17 protein-coding genes and 1 pseudogene are annotated in these 17158 nt (G+C 55.7%); 6 read left to right on the top strand and 12 right to left on the bottom strand.

Annotation, left to right across the window (positions count from 1 at the left end; translation table 11 throughout):
* Positions 1-25: 25 nt before the first annotated feature.
* Positions 26-820 (top strand): TrmH family RNA methyltransferase, encoded by a 795-nt coding sequence (locus ABID47_RS28595; protein WP_354502009.1) that lies wholly within the window; start codon positions 26-28, stop codon positions 818-820.
* Positions 821-898: 78 nt separating this feature from the next.
* On the opposite strand, the gene ABID47_RS28600 is transcribed toward ABID47_RS28595, so the two are convergent.
* The 5 genes from ABID47_RS28600 to ABID47_RS28620 form a co-directional block, all read right to left on the bottom strand.
* Positions 899-1753 carry an SDR family oxidoreductase gene (locus tag ABID47_RS28600; protein WP_089549876.1) on the bottom strand — a complete coding sequence of 285 codons (855 nt, stop codon included), beginning with the start codon at positions 1751-1753 and terminating at the stop codon, positions 899-901.
* Entirely contained in the window at positions 1737-2837 is a 1101-nt protein-coding gene (uxuA, locus tag ABID47_RS28605; protein ID WP_116231810.1) for a mannonate dehydratase, read from the bottom strand. The genes ABID47_RS28600 and uxuA overlap by 17 nt, the downstream gene beginning before the upstream one ends.
* 121 nt (positions 2838-2958) lie before the next feature.
* Positions 2959-3633: a GntR family transcriptional regulator gene (locus ABID47_RS28610; RefSeq protein WP_076175161.1), complete on the bottom strand. Its 675-nt coding sequence runs from the start codon at positions 3631-3633 to the stop codon at positions 2959-2961.
* Positions 3634-3960: 327 nt separating this feature from the next.
* Complete coding sequence (gene clpP / locus ABID47_RS28615; protein ID WP_258875268.1) at positions 3961-4554, bottom strand: ATP-dependent Clp endopeptidase proteolytic subunit ClpP; 594 nt, start codon at positions 4552-4554, stop codon at positions 3961-3963.
* 30 nt (positions 4555-4584) lie between these two features.
* Positions 4585-5280 carry a sigma-70 family RNA polymerase sigma factor gene (locus ABID47_RS28620; RefSeq protein ID WP_354502015.1) on the bottom strand — a complete coding sequence of 232 codons (696 nt, stop codon included), beginning with the start codon at positions 5278-5280 and terminating at the stop codon, positions 4585-4587.
* A 246-nt stretch (positions 5281-5526) separates the two neighbouring features.
* Between ABID47_RS28620 and yunB the strand changes: the two genes are divergently transcribed.
* On the top strand, positions 5527-6366 hold the full coding sequence (gene yunB / locus ABID47_RS28625; RefSeq protein ID WP_354502018.1) for a sporulation protein YunB: 840 nt from the start codon (positions 5527-5529) through the stop codon (positions 6364-6366).
* A 48-nt stretch (positions 6367-6414) separates the two neighbouring features.
* Here yunB and ABID47_RS28630 read toward each other — a convergent pair whose 3' ends face one another.
* Complete coding sequence (locus ABID47_RS28630; protein ID WP_354502021.1) at positions 6415-7506, bottom strand: M23 family metallopeptidase; 1092 nt, start codon at positions 7504-7506, stop codon at positions 6415-6417.
* Positions 7507-7693: 187 nt separating this feature from the next.
* Here ABID47_RS28630 and lipA point away from each other — a divergent pair, with 187 nt between their 5' ends.
* Together lipA and ABID47_RS28640 are read left to right on the top strand one after the other, a co-directional pair.
* A complete protein-coding gene (gene lipA / locus ABID47_RS28635; protein WP_234489770.1) occupies positions 7694-8575 on the top strand; it encodes a lipoyl synthase in 882 nt (293 codons plus the stop codon).
* Positions 8576-8620: 45 nt separating this feature from the next.
* The gene (locus ABID47_RS28640; RefSeq protein WP_076175150.1) at positions 8621-8932 is read left to right on the top strand and encodes a YutD family protein; all 312 of its coding nucleotides are present in this window, start codon (positions 8621-8623) and stop codon (positions 8930-8932) included.
* Positions 8933-9095: 163 nt separating this feature from the next.
* Here ABID47_RS28640 and ABID47_RS28645 read toward each other — a convergent pair whose 3' ends face one another.
* Together ABID47_RS28645 and ylbJ are read right to left on the bottom strand one after the other, a co-directional pair.
* Entirely contained in the window at positions 9096-9899 is an 804-nt protein-coding gene (locus tag ABID47_RS28645; RefSeq protein ID WP_076175238.1) for an NAD kinase, read from the bottom strand.
* A gap of 83 nt (positions 9900-9982) precedes the next feature.
* Positions 9983-11215: a sporulation integral membrane protein YlbJ gene (gene ylbJ / locus ABID47_RS28650; protein ID WP_076175148.1), complete on the bottom strand. Its 1233-nt coding sequence runs from the start codon at positions 11213-11215 to the stop codon at positions 9983-9985.
* 567 nt (positions 11216-11782) lie between these two features.
* Between ylbJ and ABID47_RS28655 the strand changes: the two genes are divergently transcribed.
* Positions 11783-12484 carry a DUF2225 domain-containing protein gene (locus tag ABID47_RS28655; protein WP_212970519.1) on the top strand — a complete coding sequence of 234 codons (702 nt, stop codon included), beginning with the start codon at positions 11783-11785 and terminating at the stop codon, positions 12482-12484.
* An 82-nt stretch (positions 12485-12566) separates the two neighbouring features.
* Here ABID47_RS28655 and ABID47_RS28660 read toward each other — a convergent pair whose 3' ends face one another.
* Together ABID47_RS28660 and ABID47_RS28665 are read right to left on the bottom strand one after the other, a co-directional pair.
* Entirely contained in the window at positions 12567-12797 is a 231-nt protein-coding gene (locus ABID47_RS28660) for a hypothetical protein (protein ID WP_076175144.1), read from the bottom strand.
* Complete coding sequence (locus ABID47_RS28665; RefSeq protein ID WP_354502028.1) at positions 12794-12964, bottom strand: YycC family protein; 171 nt, start codon at positions 12962-12964, stop codon at positions 12794-12796. Before ABID47_RS28665 ends, ABID47_RS28660 begins: the two co-directional genes overlap by 4 nt.
* Before the next feature lie 136 nt (positions 12965-13100).
* Here ABID47_RS28665 and ABID47_RS28670 point away from each other — a divergent pair, with 136 nt between their 5' ends.
* Positions 13101-14900, top strand: coding sequence for a M3 family oligoendopeptidase (locus tag ABID47_RS28670; protein WP_354502031.1), 1800 nt, complete (start codon positions 13101-13103; stop codon positions 14898-14900).
* Between the two features lie 241 nt (positions 14901-15141).
* Here the strand turns inward: ABID47_RS28670 and ABID47_RS28675 are convergent, their stop codons facing one another.
* Entirely contained in the window at positions 15142-16227 is a 1086-nt protein-coding gene (locus ABID47_RS28675) for an ABC transporter permease (protein WP_435530682.1), read from the bottom strand.
* A pseudogene (locus tag ABID47_RS28680) lies at positions 16193-17146 on the bottom strand (ABC transporter ATP-binding protein); the annotation flags it as partial. The pseudogene ABID47_RS28680 and the gene ABID47_RS28675, both read right to left, overlap by 35 nt.
* Positions 17147-17158: the final 12 nt, after the last annotated feature.

A 17158-nucleotide genomic window follows, 5' to 3' on the forward strand; every position in this document is an offset into this window, starting at 1 on the left:
TGAATCAAGAGAAGGACGGTTAAGGATGGACATCATTTCACCGCAAAATCCCCGGGTCAAGGAATGGGCGCAGCTGCTCGAGAAGAAGCACCGGGACAAGCAGCATAAATATATCATCGAGGGCATTCATCTCGTGCAGGAGGCGCTGACGGCCGGGGCAGACCTGGAGTGCGTCGCGTTTGACTTGGAGCAGGGGATTCCGTCCGAGCTTGCCCACCTGGCCGGTAAATCTGCGGAGTGGATCGGCGTATCGCCTGCGGTAATCGCGAAATGTACGGATACCAAAACGCCGCAGCCGGTTTTTGCCGTTGTCCGGAAGCCCAGGTCCGCGGCAGGGCTCGACGCCCTGATGAGCCGGGAGGGCAGCCTGGTCATCGTCCTGGACGGCGTGCAGGACCCCGGCAATGTCGGGACGATCATCCGCAGTGCCGATGCGGCGGGGGCGGACGGGGTCATTCTGGGGCGCGGGTCGGCTGACCTGTACAACCCGAAGACGATCCGCTCGACCATGGGGTCGCTGTTCCATTTACCCGTGGTGGAGGGTGATTTGATGGAGATCCTGCCGGAGGCAAAGCGGAGCGGCGCGCGGGTGATCAGCACCAGCCTGCAGGCGCAGGACACGTGCTACAGCTACGATTTCCGGCAGGGCTCCTGCTGGCTGCTCGTCGGCAACGAAGCCAAAGGGGTATCGGAACAGGCGCAGCAGCTGGTGGATGACGCGCTCATCATTCCGATGCGGGGGCAGGCCGAGTCGCTGAACGTGGCGATGGCTTCGACGCTGATGCTGTTCGAGGCGATGCGGCAGCGGCATTTTGCTTGAACCTGCCTGCTCGTGAATATAAAAATAAAAGGCAATTCCGATCGGTGTGCGATGCGGAGCTGCCTTTTTTGCGTTGCGTTACACGCCCGAATAGGCCATAAATCCGCCGTCAACGGGCACCACCGTGCCGGTGACAAAGCCCGAGGTGGTGTCGTCCACCAGCCAGAGCAGGGTACCCAGCAGGTCTTCCGGAACGCCGAACCGGCGCATCGGCGTGTGGCTGATGATTTTATGGGAACGTTCGGTCAGGGACCCGTCCTCGTTCGTCAGCAGTTTCCGGTTCTGTTCCGTCAGGAAAAAGCCGGGGGCAATGGCGTTGACCCGGATGCCCGATTCGGCAAGGTGAACCGCCAGCCACTGAGTAAAGTTGTTAATCGCGGCTTTGGCTGCGCTGTACGCGGGCACCTTGGTCATAGGACTCGGTGCGCTCATGGAGGATATGTTCAGCACAACCGCGCCGGGACGGCCGATCATCTGCCCGGCAAAGACCTGGGTCGGAATGAGGGTGCCGATCATATTGAGGCCAAGCACGTTCTGGAATCCCTGGATGCTGAGATCAAAAAACGTCGTGATCCCTGGCTGTCCAAGGTGCTCCGGCTTATAGATCTCTTCCGTTGTGTTAGCACTGGGATGATTTCCGCCCGCTCCGTTAATCAGGATGTCGCACGGGCCGAAGGCCTCGCGGACCTGGCGCTCCGCCGCCTGTACGCTGCCAGGCTCCATCACGTCGCAGGCCACGGCAAGCGCCTGACCGCCCGCCTCGCGGATTTGCCGGGCAACGGCTTCGCCCTTTTCCGCCGTCCGGTTCAAAATCGCGACCTTCACCCCTTGGCGTCCGAGCTCCAGCGCCATCGCGCTGCAGAGAACCCCGGACCCGCCGGTAACAACGGCTGTTTTTCCGTGCAGGGCAGGGTGGTTAGGCAATGCTTTCATGCGTATCCCTCTTTTCTGCGGTAGGTTGAAGCTTCTGGTAGGCGTCCCACAGCCCCCAGAGATACATAATCCCCATGGCGCGGTCATACAGGCCGTATCCCGGCCGGCACTGCTCGCCCCATAAATGTCTGCCGTGGTCCGGGCGGGCATAACCGGTAAAGCCGGTGTCATGATATGCCTTGACGATGCCCGCGATATCGACGGTGCCGTCCTGCGTCCGGTGCGAAGTCTCGATAAAGTCGCCGTTCTCATACACGCGCACATTGCGGATATGGGCAAAAGGAATCCGGTCGGCAAACTCATGGATCATGGCGATGATGTCGTTGTCCGGATTGGCCCCAAGGGAGCCGCTGCACAGTGTAATGCCATTGGACGGGCTGTCCACAAGGGAGAGCAGACGCCGCAGGCTGTCCTGGCCGGTAATAATACGCGGCAGCCCGAAAATCGGCCATGGCGGATCGTCCGGGTGGATGGCCATCGTAATGCCGCAGCGCTCCGCGGTTGGAATGACTGCCTCCAGGAAATAGGCGAGATGGTCCCATAGGTCCTCTGACGTCACATTCCGATAGGCCTCAAACAGGGAGGTCAGATGCGCAAGACGTTCGGGTTCCCAGCCGGGCATCGTCAGGGAGCTGTTCTGGTTGATCGTCTGCACAAGGTCAAACGGGTCAATGCCGTGGATTTTGGATTTTTCAAAAAAGAGTGCCGTGGAGCCGTCCTCCAGCCGCTTGTAGAGTTCCGTCCGGGCCCAGTCGAACACCGGCATAAAGTTGTAACAAATCACTTTCACGCCGACCTGCGCCAGCTTTTCGATCGTTTTGACGTAATTGTCGATATACTTGTCCCGGGTCGGTAGGCCCAGCTTAATATCCTCGTGGACGTTAACGCTTTCCACCACGTCAATATGAAGGTTATGTGCTGCAGCTTGATCCCGAACAGCGATAATCTTCTCCATCGGCCATTCGTCTCCGGCCGGGACGTCATGAAGCGCCCACACGATCCCTTCGACACCGGGAATTTGTTTGATATGATCCAGCGAAACCGTGTCATTGCCTTCGCCGAACCAACGGAATACCATACGCAATCCCATACACCGCCTTGTCATTATGTTGTTTTGCAGAAAGAAGCTGCTGCCATTCCATCGGCACCATTGCCGGTACCGCTATGGCATGCTCCGGCGGCCTTGCTACACAGGCCAGCATGACTTACTTGAAATATTCCGGGTAGCGCTGTTTCAGGACCGGGAGGTTCGAAATGCTGAGGGTTAGATGCTCCTTCATGATCCGTTCGGCGAGGTCCGCATTCCGGCTGCGGATGGCTTGGATCATTTCCCGGTGCTGCTCAAACAGGTTCCCCCAGTGCGGATCCAGCGACAGCCATAACACGCGGGTGCGGTTCAGATGCGCGTTCATCTGCTGAATGACGTTCCATGTGCCCATTTTCCGGACGCCCTCGAACAGGATTCGGTGAAAAGCCTCGTCGAGCTCAAACATTCGCTTGCCGTCAAGCTGCTTCATGCTCTCCTGCTGCATCACGAGATTGTTCTCCATCTCCTGCAGCTTGTCTGCGGGAAAGGACTCGCAGGCGAGACGGATGACGGCCTTCTCCAGCTGCTCGCGCATGAACCGGGCTTCCTCCACCATGTCCGGATCGATCAGCGAGACACGGGTTCCCCTTTGAGGCAGCACCAGCAGCAGGCCTTCCTGGGCCAGGCGTACGAAGCTCTCCCGAACCGGCGTCCGGCTGACGTGGAAGGTCAGGGACGTTTCTTTCTCGGACAGGGCCGTACCCGGGGGAAGCTCCAGACTGACAATTTGCTGCTTGAGCTGTTGGTACACGAGATTACCGGCTGAACCGGATTGGAGCATTGTTTCATCCATTTCATGGATACCTCCTGACACTTCCATACTACCATACAAGTATGGCAGACGAAATGAAAATTTGCAGCTGACCGACCTGGATATTAGAATGAAAAGCCAATAAAATGCAGGCCAATAGGACTAAGCAGGTTCTAGAAGCTCTGAAAACCTGACATGGAAAAGGGCGTACAGGGTGGAGAGCCGGGTTTAGGACAGAAAAAAGCCGGCGGACATAGTCCGTCGGCTTTTTAATCTGGCAGAGCGCTGCAACGATCGTGCGGGCATGAATCTTCTGTGCACATGGTGGTAGGTCGGTTAGCTGCAGTTTGCCGGGCTTACAGCGTTCGGTTATTTTACCGGCTGCGTAATGATCCGGTCCACGATGCCGTATTCCAGTGCTTCCTGGGCGGTGAGGAAGAAGTCGCGATTGGTATCCTTCTCAATGCGTTCCAGCGGCTGCCCGGTTTTCTCCGCGATAAAATCGTTGATCTTGCTTCGCAGCTTCAAAATCCGGCGCGCCGTGATATCGATATCGGCAGCGGGGCCTTGGGCTCCGCCTAGCGGCTGATGCAGCATGAACTCGCTGTTGGGGAGGGCATAACGCATGCCCTTTTCCCCGGCAAGGAAGAGCACGGCGCCCATGGATGCGGCAATGCCCATGCAGATCGTGGTGACCTTCGGCTTGATGTAGTCCATCGTGTCCAAAATGGCATAGCCTGCCGAGGTAGAGCCCCCTGGGCTGTTGATATACAGGGAAATATCTTTCTCCGGATCGTCGGCGGCCAGGAACAGCAGCTGTGCGATGATGCTGTTGGCCACCACGTCGTTCACTTCGGAACCGAGAAAAATAATCCGGTCCTTCAAAAGGCGCGAATAAATATCATAGGAACGCTCGCCAAGCCGGCTTTGTTCCACAACGTAAGGAATCGTGTTCATGTTCATGGCCTCCTTTATATGGGAAGGCACAAGGATCTACGCCGCACAGCGCAGGGACATACCCGATCCGGAGGACATCCGTGTCCGGCCGAAACCGACCACGGGGGCCCGGTCCGTTGCCGGCTGCAGGGCTTCCATTAGCCGCTGGAGCAGCTCAGGCTTCTCCTGCCGGATGGCGGTCAGCAGGATATGGCGAAACTCTTCCTGCTCGACGTCCTTCCAGTGCGGGTCCGGTGAAATGGCTTCGCCGGTGTCTCCGCTGAGGTTGCGGCGCGCCCTGTGCAGCAGTGATTTGACTGTCGTTTCGTTCAGTTCCAGCATGCTGGCGATATCCGACACCCGGCTCTCAAACACGTCCTTCAGCACGAACACCAGCAGCTGCTTTGGCGTCAGCTTCTCCATCAAGGTGTCGAGCCCGGACAGAAGCGTATCGATCGGGTGATCGGTTGATTGCGGCTCAACCATCGGTTCGGCCGACTCACGCGACCTTTTACGGACGAGATCGATCCAATGGTTGCGGGCAATGGTCATCATCAGCGGCAGGCTGGGCTGCCGCGGAGAAGACGGGTCTTTCAGGCAGAAGCGCAGCGTTTTATCGATGGTGTCATGTGCCAAATCTTCGGCATCCCAGCGGTTGCGGGTGACGCTCAGGCAGAATTTTTTCAAACTTGGGTACAGCTCCGAAATATCCTCGCGATGATATCCGGTGTCATGGAATTGACGGATTAACATGTTAATCACACTCCTGTAGAGGCCTCTATAGAGATAACGTTTGAACAGGGGGAAAAGGATACGGGATGCTCATTTTTTTAAAATATTATGTTAAAAGGGGATTACGATCTTTCTCCAATATTGATACCAGTATAACAAAATACGAAAGCGGCTGCTCCCTGACAGGAGTGGGCTTGCTCTTCTTTTTTGCCAAGCCCGGGCATATGCTGATAAGGTAACCTACGGCTTCGAAGGAGGGGTTCCGGCATGAAAAGAAGGGCCAGATGGCGCAGCAGAGGGGCGAGCAGGCCCCGGAGCCGGCGGAGGGTATGGCTGATCGGTGCATTGGTTTTTCTAATTCTTATGCTCCAGGGCTTCGCCTATGTCGAAAATCATCTGAAGCCGCCCATCATGTACCTGGCCAAAATCCGCATGAAGCAGATTGCGACCGACGCCATTAACGAAGCGGTGGCTGCGCAGGTGGCGGAAGGCGAGAACGCGGATGACCTAATCGATTGGAAAATGGATACGTCCGGCAAAGTGTCCGGCTTTATGCTGAATTACGCAGAGCATATGAAAATTACCTCAAGCACCTTTAAGGTGGTTCAGTCCACGCTGGAGGACAAACATAAGCTGGCCGAGAGCATTCCGCTGGGCCAGGCGCTCGGCAGCCCGATCATTGCATCCTTTGGCCCCAATATTCCGATTCGGGTCGAGCCTCAAGGTGCGGTCAAGGTAGATCTGAAAACGAGAGAAAAAGATGCGGGGATCAATATGGTGCTCGTGGAGATTTACATTCATGTAACGGTCGAAGTGGGAGTCGTCGTGCCGTTCGACATGGAACCGGAAATCGTCGATACGGAAATTCCGGTCTCCTACCTGATGGTCGTCGGCAACGTGCCGATGTATTATTACGACAGCAAGGGCACGCCGGTCGGGGAGAACGGGGCCGCGGCGCCAAGCATCGCGCTGCCCGGAGCTGGAGTACAAAGCCAGCAAGGCGGAAGCCCGGCGGCCGGAAACCCGCCCAGCATCCATCCGGGAGGGGAAAACCCCGGAACAACGGATTCGACGAGCGGGGTAACGGGGGAGGCAGGGAAGCACTAAACGGCCCTGGTATAGCGATATTAAAAAGGGACCTCCCGAACACGCGGTTCAGGAGGATCCCTTTTTCTGTTTCAGCGCTTTGCGCTCTTCCATTTCCCAGCGCCGGAGGGATGGATAAGGGTCGAACGACCATTCGACCAGGCCGCTGTCACGGTAGATGCCGTAGTGCAGATGTGGAGGGAATTTACCTTGCGTGCCAGGTTTCCCGTAGCCGGAGCTGCCGACCCAGCCGATCGTTTGTCCTGGTGTGACGATATCCCCCTGTTTGATGGACTTTTCAAACCCTTGCAGATGAGCGTAGTAATGGTAATGGTTGTCCAAATCCCGGATGCCGATGCGCCAACCGCCGAACGGGTTCCACCCTTTGAGCTCAACTACGCCATAGCAGGTGCTTCGTACGGGAACCCCGTAGTTCGCAAAGATGTCCGTGCCTTCATGGATCCGGTAACCTCCCCAGCTCCGCCCGCTTCCCCAGGTGCTCCGGTACGAGTAGCTGCTGCTGATGGGGAGAGGAAAGGCATGCCCGGATAAATCCAGCGTGCCGAATTTTTCATACAGCTTGGAGAATTGTTCGATCCGTTGAACCGAGCGGCTGTTATGGTAATATTCCCACATCGCGATGTTGAAATCTTCCTGTGATTTGCCGTACCGCTGCAAATAATCCGCCATGCTGTACAGCACGTCAAGGTCGTTGTTGGGATCTGCCCGCCCGTCGCCGGAGCCGTCGCGGCCGTACCCGTCGAAGATGGAAATGGACCGCGGATTATGATCGTTCAATTCCGGATTGAACACTCCCGACCAGGCCGGTTCCGTAATGAGGATGCCGGTGAGGCGCTCCGGGTGCTTGCGATCCTTGGGATGGGCTTTGGTCAAGGTCCGTTCGTACTGGTCGATCGCGGCAATTCTATACCAAGGGATGTTGGTGGCCTTGCTGATCTTCGCATAGAGTGCCTTTCTGGACTCCAGGATTTCTGTCCGGCTCAGCTGGTCCAGCGATTTGGCGGCTTGGTTAGGCTCCGGAGCCGCCGGCTCCGCGTCCACCTTGCCCGGAAGGTGAAAGCAGCCCAGCAGCAGCGCCGATGCGAGTACACCTGTCAGCGAACGTTTGAGCCACCGTGTGTGCGGAACAATGTATTTCATCGGTTCTCTACCTCCTGCCAGTTTGATGCAGTCCTCGCTCAATATTCGGACTGGACCGACATAGCCTTAGAGTGAATCAAGAACCTCGAATTTATCCGTGCTTGGAAATGGAAGTATTTTGGCTGATTTCATGATATAATATGGAACATGCAGCAGCTAACCATGATAGCGAAAGAAGGTCAGAACATTGCCTACGAATACCATCAAGGAGCCAAAGCCGGATTGGATTCGCATCAAACTGACAACCGGTGACAATTACCAGGAAATCAAGAGCATGATGCGCTCTAAGACCCTTCACACGGTATGTGAAGAAGCACGTTGCCCTAACATATATGAGTGCTGGGCCAATCGTACCGCCACGTTTATGATTCTCGGCGATATTTGTACGCGGGCCTGCCGTTTTTGTGCAGTAAATACAGGAAAACCGACGGAACTTGACCTCCAGGAACCGGAACGTGTCGCTGAAGCGGCGGAGAACATGGGCCTGCGCCACTGCGTCATCACCAGTGTGGCCCGGGACGATCTGTCCGACGGCGGTGCGTCTATTTTCGCAGAGTCGATCAAGGCTGTCCGCAAGCGTCTGCCGCTGTGCAGCGTGGAGGTGCTGATTCCGGACTTTATGGGCAATTGGGACGCCCTGAAGACCGTAATGGACGCGAAGCCGGATATTTTGAACCATAACATTGAAACGGTGGAACGCATGTCGAATCGTGTGCGTGCCAAAGCGAAGTATGACCGCTCCCTGGAGCTGCTGCGCAGAGCGAAGGAAATGCAGCCGAACATTCCGACGAAGTCCAGCATCATGCTGGGAGTCGGCGAAGAATGGGATGAAATTTTGCAGGCGATGGACGACCTTCGCGCCGTGGATTGCAACATTATGACGATCGGGCAATATTTGCAGCCTTCTCCGCAGCATTTAAATGTGGTTAAATATTATCATCCGGATGAGTTTGCCGCTCTGAAGGAAGAAGGCATGAAGCGGGGATTCAGCCACGTGGAATCCGGACCGCTTGTGCGCAGCTCCTACCATGCCCATGAGCAGGTACAATCCGCTGCACAGCATAAATAGGCGCCATTATACGATAACCTCAGGCAGAAAGGCAGGGGTAGTTCATTGATTCTGATCGGCGGAAAAAATTATGAGGTGCTTAAAGATCATAAAGACGGTTGGAACCTTGAAGCCTTTCGTGAACGATACAGTGAAGTGCTGGACCGCTACGACTATATTGTCGGCGATTGGGGCTACAGTCAGCTCAGGCTTAAAGGGTTTTACCGGGATAAGCATCCCAAAGCAACCAAAGACACAGCCATTTCCGGCATGATGGATTACATTAACGAATACTGCAACTTCGGCTGCGCGTACTTTGTACTGCAGAAGAGCCGGGAGTCGCAGCCTAAAGAGAAAACAAAAAGCGGTTCCGTATAGGAGCCGCTTTTTGTTATGAGATCAGAAAGTATAAGTTTCGGAGCTTCTGCTTCCTGATCTCGCAAGAAAAACCTCCTCTAGAAGCGGTCTGTCTTCTTTGAAGGTACGTCGATAGACGTTTTTCTTATGCCATTTTTATCCAACATCCGTTCTTGATGCTGATCTATCCCAGAAAAGCTTCCCGCACCCGGTTCCAGAACGGGAACGGGCGGTATCTTGCAAAGCTGACCTTCTCCTTGGCGACCTGGCAGCGAACCGAGATGAGGTCGTCCACCTGCAGGTTGACATGATCGATATAGAGTAAGAGCCGCTGCTCTTTGCGGGAGAAAATGTCGCAGTGATGGTGCTTGGGCAGCAGAAGGGGCGATCCCATCGTCCGGAAGACGCGGTTGTTGATCGAAGCGATCTCCGCGATCTGCAGCGCCTCGATCGTCGGGTGCACCATGGCGCCTCCAAGACTTTTATTATATGCCGTGCTTCCGGATGGCGTGGAGACGCAGATCCCGTCGCCGCGGAACATTTCAAAGGTTTGGTCGTTGATGTCCACCTGGGCCACTACTGTTCCGTCGACGCCTTTCAGGGTGAACTCGTTCAAGGCGATATAGGAAGCGTTGCCCGATTTTCTATGAATTTCAAGTTCAAGCAGCGGATATTTGACGATTCGCGGACGAATGGAGCCCGAATTGGCCGCAGAGCTCATCAGTTCGATCAGCTGCGGCAGCTCGTCCGCTTTCCAGTCCGCATAGAATCCCAGATGTCCGGTGTGAACCCCTACGAAGGCAATGTCAGGAATATGGTCAATAAACGTATGAAAGGCATGAAGCATGGTGCCGTCCCCGCCGATGGAAATGACAATCTCCGGTGATTCGGCATCCAGCTGAAATCCCCGTTGCGCCGCAAGCTTATGGAACTGCTCGCTTAAATCCACGGATAACTGATCCCCGCGATCCAGAACATAGTATCTCAAGGGTGTAAGCTCCTTTGTAATGGGTTTATAAGAATCATAAACAATATCGGAGGATAACACAACGTCCATTTCATGTTCCGTGATCAGGAGGTCCGGCGAACGCCGCGCCACAAGGATTGAATCCAGCTGATCAGAAGGGAGAGCACTGTCATCCCGGCCAGCAGGATGCACAACAGGACGAGGCAGTCCCGGATGCCTTGGGCCGAGGCCAGAAAGCCGAAGTTTTGGCTTGCGAAAGCAGGCGCATCGGTATAACGTCCCATCACCGGTTCCCATAAAAACAAAACGAGGAAAGCAGCCACAAAACCATGGATCAAGCGCGCCATCATGAACGGCAAATAGCGCAGATTGGTGGCGTGCAGAATGCTCGCGATCTGGGCATGCACGGAGAGCCCTCCCCAGGACAGGATAAAGGCCGCTGCAGCTGCCTTAAAGGGCAGCGGAACGGAGGAGGCGGCTTCACCCGCCGAACGGGCGCCCAGGGTAACCTCAAATAAGCCTCCAACGAGCGCTTCCGAGAGGGATGGAGGGAATTGGAGCGCCGTCAGGCCATTTTCCAGCAAACGATAGAAGAACGCCATTACCCCCGCTTCGGTAAGTATCTCTAAAAATACCGAGAAGAATACAACCAGTCCGCCCACGACAATAATAAGCTTCAGCGAAGATTCGACTGCCTGCTGTAGCAGCTCGCCCACGCTTCGGCCGTCGTTCATTCTGGCTTCATGCATGGCGTTGAACGCCCGCCGCAGCCGGCTACCGCGAACCGGGGCTCCGGAAGCCGGAATTTCGGTCACCGAGCCCCGTTTGCCATGGAAACGCATGAGGAGGCCGATCAGAAAACCGCCGCCGTAATGGGAAAGTGCCAGAATGGTCGCGATTTTGGGATAATGAAAAAAACCGACCGATACGGCACCGATCAGAAAAATCGGGTCCGACGAGGTTGTGAAAGCCACCAGCCGCTCGCCTTCCTCCCGGTTGAGCATTTTCTGTTCCCATAGCTTGGCCGTCAGCTTGGCCCCGATGGGATAGCCTGACACATACCCCATCGCGGCTACGAATCCTCCGCTTCCGGGAATGCGGAACAGCGGCTTCATCAGCGGATCGAGCAGCGTGCCGAACAAGTGAACGATGCCGAAGCCCAGCATCATTTCGGAAATGATGAAGAAGGGAAATAACGACGGAAACAGGACGTCCCACCAAATGGCCAAGCCCCGCAGGGCGGATTCCAAATAAGGGCCGGGGTAACACAGCATCAGCACTAACAATCCGGCCATAGACGCAATCATGAGCGGTAAACCCAGCCTTTTTACGGACAAATTCGCAGCCTCCCTTCCGAATATGGGACATGGGAATCACACCTATATTCCTAGATTTTATGAATGTCATCGGACAAACAGTACAAAGAAGTTGGGAAAGCGTTTACAATAAATGCTGTATTTTTGGTGGAGATATGGTAAAATATACAGTACAACAACTAACTTCATTTCAAATTTAAAATATATGGATGGAGTGATGAGAACATGAGTATTGTCGCCGGTCTCCTTGTCTGCGCCTTCGTGTATGTCATTCGCGAATCACTGGTCCATCCCGGCGAAGAGGATTGGAGCAGTTACTGAAGATGTCCTAAGGTGCTAAACTTACGTTTAGCGCCTTTTTTTGTGCATAGGGACTTGTCCTTCCGCGAGACTCATGCAGAGGATCTCTGAGACCCTGATTTAAAGCTCAGGTCCCACTTTGTGGGGTTATTTTGTTTTTGGTTTTTGATATAATGGAAATAATATGTACTTTGCATGTTGATGATTCATTCGAGTAAGCAGCGTTGGAAGGCCCGGAAAGAGACAAGCAGCGATGAAGGACACTGGGCATGAAAGGAATGTATGGATGTGGCATTGGAACCTCTTTACTCCATTAATGTAGTATGCTGTAATTGCGAGCATCAATTTTCCACGTCACGGGTGCGTCCGAGCTTTAAGAAGGCCGTGCGTACGGATGCGGATTTTTGTGCTTATTATAACAACGAGAATCCCGACTATTATGTGGTCAGGGTATGCCCGAAGTGCGGTTTTGCGTCTACGGAGCATTCAACGGAACGGCTGAGCGATGTGCAGAAAAAGCAGTTCGCCGAGAAAATCGGCAAGCGCTGGATCGAGCGGGACTACAGCGGACACCGGGATTGGGAAATTGCACTTGAGACCTACAAGCTCGCCTTGCTGTGCGCGCAGACGATTGGAGAGAAGGATCGGATTATCGCAAGCCTTCTGCACCATATTGCCTGGCTCTACCGGTATAAGGGTGACGAGGAGCAGGAGCAGCGCTTTCTGAAATACTGCCTGGATTCTTATATCCGGGTGTATGAGCTGGAAGGCGTAGGAGCGAACAACGCGCGCTTGCTATATTTGATTGGGGAACTGCACCGCCGGACAGGCGATTACCATCAGGCGGTCAAGTGGTTCTCCAGAGTCATCAATGATAAACATATCGTGGATTCAGCCATGATCCACGCTTCACGCGAGCAGTGGGGCGTGCTGCGGCAAGAGATGCTGGACAAGCGAATGGAGCTGCCGGGCGAGATGAATCCCGCCTGAACGTAAAAACACGCCAAGGAGACCGTGTTCATCACGGCATGCCTTTGCGTGTTTTCTTTCCGGAGCAGATCAGCTGGTTCGATCAGCGAATATCCTGGTCGAACAGCAAATAATCGTTGTCCGTGTCAATGATATGGAGTCTGTTGTTGCAGCAAGGAAAGACGAGCAGCTTTTTCTTTCCTTCATGAATACTGCGAAGCTCAGCCGGCTTAAGGGGCAGCCTCACATTGTTCGTTCCGCAGAACGGACATTCATGTACATAGATATCGCCCATCACTTTGTCATAAGGCCAGGTTCTGGAGAACGGAATCATGATTTGGTTCCTTCATCGCAGTCCTGCTTGCCGGCCTCTTCCTTGGCGAGCTCCGCCAGCTTCTGCAGCAGGATATGCTGCGGCATGTGCATCAGGTGTTCCAGGGGAACCCCCAGCTTCTCGGATAGTTTCACGGCGGTCTCCGGTGAAATTTGCAATGGTCTCATGGTGAGTATCCCTCCTCTGTATGAATAAGCCCGTTTTGCCGGGCAGAAACATAAGGGTTTCGTCTTTATAGTTATACACCTTACCATGAGGCCAATCAAATAAAATAAAAATGATGATGAGAAAGGTGATTCGAACATGAACAAAGACCTGAAATTAACTTGGAATCTTGAATCCGTATTTCCGGGCGGCTCCGCTTCCGCCGAGTTCGATACCTTCCTTCACTCCCTGGAACAGGATCTGAAGAGCCTTCAGGGCGAAATCAAGGCAGCCAAGGCGCCGGCGAGCCCAAAAGAGACCGAGTCGTTTGACGGGTTTATTGAAGCGCTGCAGGGCACTATTGCCCGCCTCTCCGAAGCCAGCGCGTTTGTCAGCTGCCTGCAGGCACAGAACCAGCAGGATAAGAAGGCCGTTCAACTGGGCGGCCGCCTGGCGACCCTTCGGGCGCTCATTAGTGGAATTATGACCGACTTTGACCACATTCTCCGCTCGACCGATGACGAGACGTTCGCGCAGTGGATCGGCCGGGATCAGGTGCGGCAGCTGGCCTTCGTCCTTAGTGAGAGCCGCGATCAAGCCCGCGAAATGATGAGCCCGGACATGGAGAGCCTCGCGCTCGATTTGGCCATCGACGGTTATCATGGCTGGAGCAGCATGTATGATACGATCGTCAGCCATATCCAAATTCCGTTTGAGGAAAACGGCGAGACCGTGTCGCTGTCGGCCGGGCAGGCGGCCAATAAGCTGGACAGTCCGGACAAGGAGACCCGCGAGTCGATGTTCGTGAAGTGGGAACAGGCATGGTCGGACAAAGCCGACTTCTGCGGGGATACGCTGAATCACCTCGGCGGATTCCGCCTGAAGCTGTACGGACGCCGCGGCTGGGAGGAAGTGCTGAAGGAGCCGCTTGAAATCAACCGCATGTCGCGTGAGACGCTGGACGCCATGTGGAATGTCATCCAGGACAACAAGCAGATGCTGCTGCAGTATATGGAGCGCAAGGCCAAGCTGCTCGGCCAGGACCGTCTGAGCTGGGTGGATGTAGAAGCGCCGATCAGCAAGTCTTCGGGCACGATTTCTTACCAGGAAGCGGCGGAAACGATCGTGGAGCAATTCCGCAAGTTCAGCCCGCGCATGGCTGATTTTGCCGAGATGGCCTTCGACAAGTCCTGGATCGAGGCGGAAGACCGTCCTGGCAAGCGTCCTGGCGGGTTCTGCACCTCGCTGAAGCTCAGCAAGGAGACGCGGATCTTCATGACGTTCAGCGGAACCGCTTCGAACGTCTCGACGCTGGCGCATGAGCTAGGACACGGCTATCACCAGCACCTGATGAACGAGCTGCCGATTTTGAACCAGCGGTATGCAATGAACGTTGCCGAGACGGCTTCTACCTTCGCGGAGATGATCGTATCGGACGCGATGGTGAAATCGGCTGCCGATGAGCAGGAGCAGCTGGCGCTGCTTGAAGACAAAATCCAGCGGAGCGTCGCATTCTACATGAACATCCATGCGCGCTTCCTCTTCGAGACCCGGTTCTATGAGAAACGGAAGAGCGGTCTGCTCAGCGTTCAGGAGCTGAATACGCTGATGGAAGAAGCGCAGAAGGAAGCGTACTGCGACGCCCTGTCGTCTTACCATCCGCATTTCTGGGCGTCGAAGCTGCATTTTTATATTACGGGTGTGCCGTTCTATAACTTCCCGTATACTTTCGGCTACATGTTCAGCACCGGCATCTATGCACGCGCGCTGCAAGAAGGCGCGGGCTTTGCCGATAAATACGACGCCCTGCTGCGCGATACCGGCGTCATGACGGTGGAGGAGCTGGCGAAGAAGCACCTGAACGCCGATTTGACGGGCCGCGATTTCTGGCAGAGTGCGGCGGATCTGACGGCAGAGGATGTCAAGCAGTTCCTGGCCATGACCGACCATCTGGTGTAATCCAGCCGGAGGGTTCGGATAAGTGTAATCGATCACGCCACACAAAAAAGCAGTCCCTTGGGGTTCGTTACGCCTCAAAGGGACTGCTTTTTTGATGATACATTAGTTTGGGAGACACGGACTTGTTATATCGCATCGTAAGAAGGCGCCGCTAAATGCACTCTTATGCGGCTGGAAAAGCAACATGGAATCGCTTTGTCAGATGTCCATCCTCCGTAAAGTGCATCAAGCGGGGCATAGGTTAGGAACGTCCGCGGATTTCCTGACGCAGGAACATGACGTAGGAGATCGCAAAGCAGGCCAGCGTCAGGGCGATCAGCCCGGTGACCTGCGGCCAGATCAGCAGCAGGCTCTGCCCGAAGGGGAGCGGGCTGTCAATCGCGCCGTAGGCCTGCTCCGTCGTGAGCGGACCCAGTGTACGCACCGTCGGCATCAGCAGCGTCGAGGTCGCCTCATTGAACAGCGTATACGGTGAAATCCGGCTCAGTCCGAGCATAAAGCTGACATGGTGGACCATGTCGTCGACCGAAGCCGTGTCGCTGTTAGGCGCAAGGCCCGAGGAGATCAAATTCAGGATCATATCGTAAAAGAAGCTGAAGAACAGCCAGACGGCGATGCCTGACAGCGCCGATGTGGCAGGCTGGCGGAATTTAACCGAGAACAGGATGGATAAGTTCAGCCAGAATCCGATATAGACGATCGTGACGACAAGGAAGCTGAGGATTCTCAGCAGCTCCTCGAATGACGGCGGCAGTCCTACGATCAGAAAACCGAGGGCCAGCACGAGCAGCCCGAGGGAGAGAAACATGAAGCCGATGATGGTGAGCGACGCGATAAATTTGGCGTTCAGCAAATCGTCACGGTGAATCGGCTGCGCCATGATGCGGCTCAGGGTGCCTTTGTTCCGCTCGCTGTTGACGGCGTCGAAGCCGAGGCCGATGCCAAGCAGCGGGCCCAGGAAGCCGATGAATCCGATAAACGACGGCAGGGTGCCGTCGGAGGTGGTGAACAGCTTCAGGATGACGAAATCGCTGTAGCCGTCCGTGGATTTGATAGCGTCCTGCAGGCTGTTCAGCGCCGTATACAGCGAGGCGACGCAGGTCAGGAAGATGATCGCCAGGAGCAGCAGGAAGCGCCAGCTCCGGACATGATCGGAAATTTCCTTGCGCACCAGGACGCGGAATGCCGCCGGGTTCGCATTCGCCCGGCTGAACCGCTCCCGGTCGGAGGGAACAGTGCCCCGCAGCCGGCCGATGCCGTCCTTAAATGGGGAGCTGACCGTGTCCCAGGCTTTATTTAGCTGCTCTTTTAGAACGCTTGCTTCCAAGTTCCTCACCTCCCGCAAAATATCGCCGGTAGATTTCATCCAGGCCGTATTCCTTGCGCTGCAGCCCGTAAAGGGCCGCTCCCGACGCGACGACCGTCCGGGCGATCTCCGGACTGCAGTCGGCATTGACGCCGATCTCCAGGCGCGTCCGGTCCTCCGCCGGCCTCATCGAGTCCTGATCCCCGCTCGCGATCCGGACGGAGCTGACCCCTTCCACGCTCTGAAGGTCAGCCAGCAGCGCATCATCCGCCCGGTCCACCTCGGCGGTGATCAAGAGCGGCGTGTCGGTCAGCAGGACGCGGGACAGCGTCTCCAGGTTTCCTTCGGCCAGCAGCCTGCCGCTGACGAACAGACCGACGCGGTCACAGATTTGCTGTACCTGGTGAAGCTGGTGCGAGGAGAGGAGCACCGTCAAGCCCTGGTCCCGGCTGAGGCCGTGGATCAGGCCGAGGAGCTCATCAATCCCTTTAGGGTCGATGCCGAGCGTCGGCTCATCGAGGATGATGATTTCCGGCCGCTTGATCAGAACGTCCGCGAGTCCGAGCCGCTGCCGCATACCGCGGGAGTAATTCCCGGCCTTCTTATGGGCGGCATCCTGCAGCCCTACCTCCTTCAGCAGATAGAGCGAACGATCCTCCGCCTCTTTGTCGGAAATGCCGTTAAGGCGGGCGGTCAGCTTTAAGTTCTCGAGGCCGGTCCAGTCTTCGTAAAAACCGACGTCGTCCGGCAGGTAACCGACGCGGCGTTTGACTTCAATCGGCCGCCGCGTCGGATCCAGCCCCAGCACATTGATGCTTCCGCCGTCCGGTTCGCTCAGGCCGAGAAGCATCAGAATGGTGGTCGATTTGCCTGCGCCGTTTGGGCCGAGCAGGCCGAAGATTTCCCCGCGGCGGATTTGAAGGGACAGATGGTCCACGGCTTTATGGGTGCC

The sequence above is a fragment of the Paenibacillus favisporus genome, assembly GCF_040545415.1.
Classification (GTDB): domain Bacteria; phylum Bacillota; class Bacilli; order Paenibacillales; family Paenibacillaceae; genus Paenibacillus_AQ; species Paenibacillus_AQ favisporus.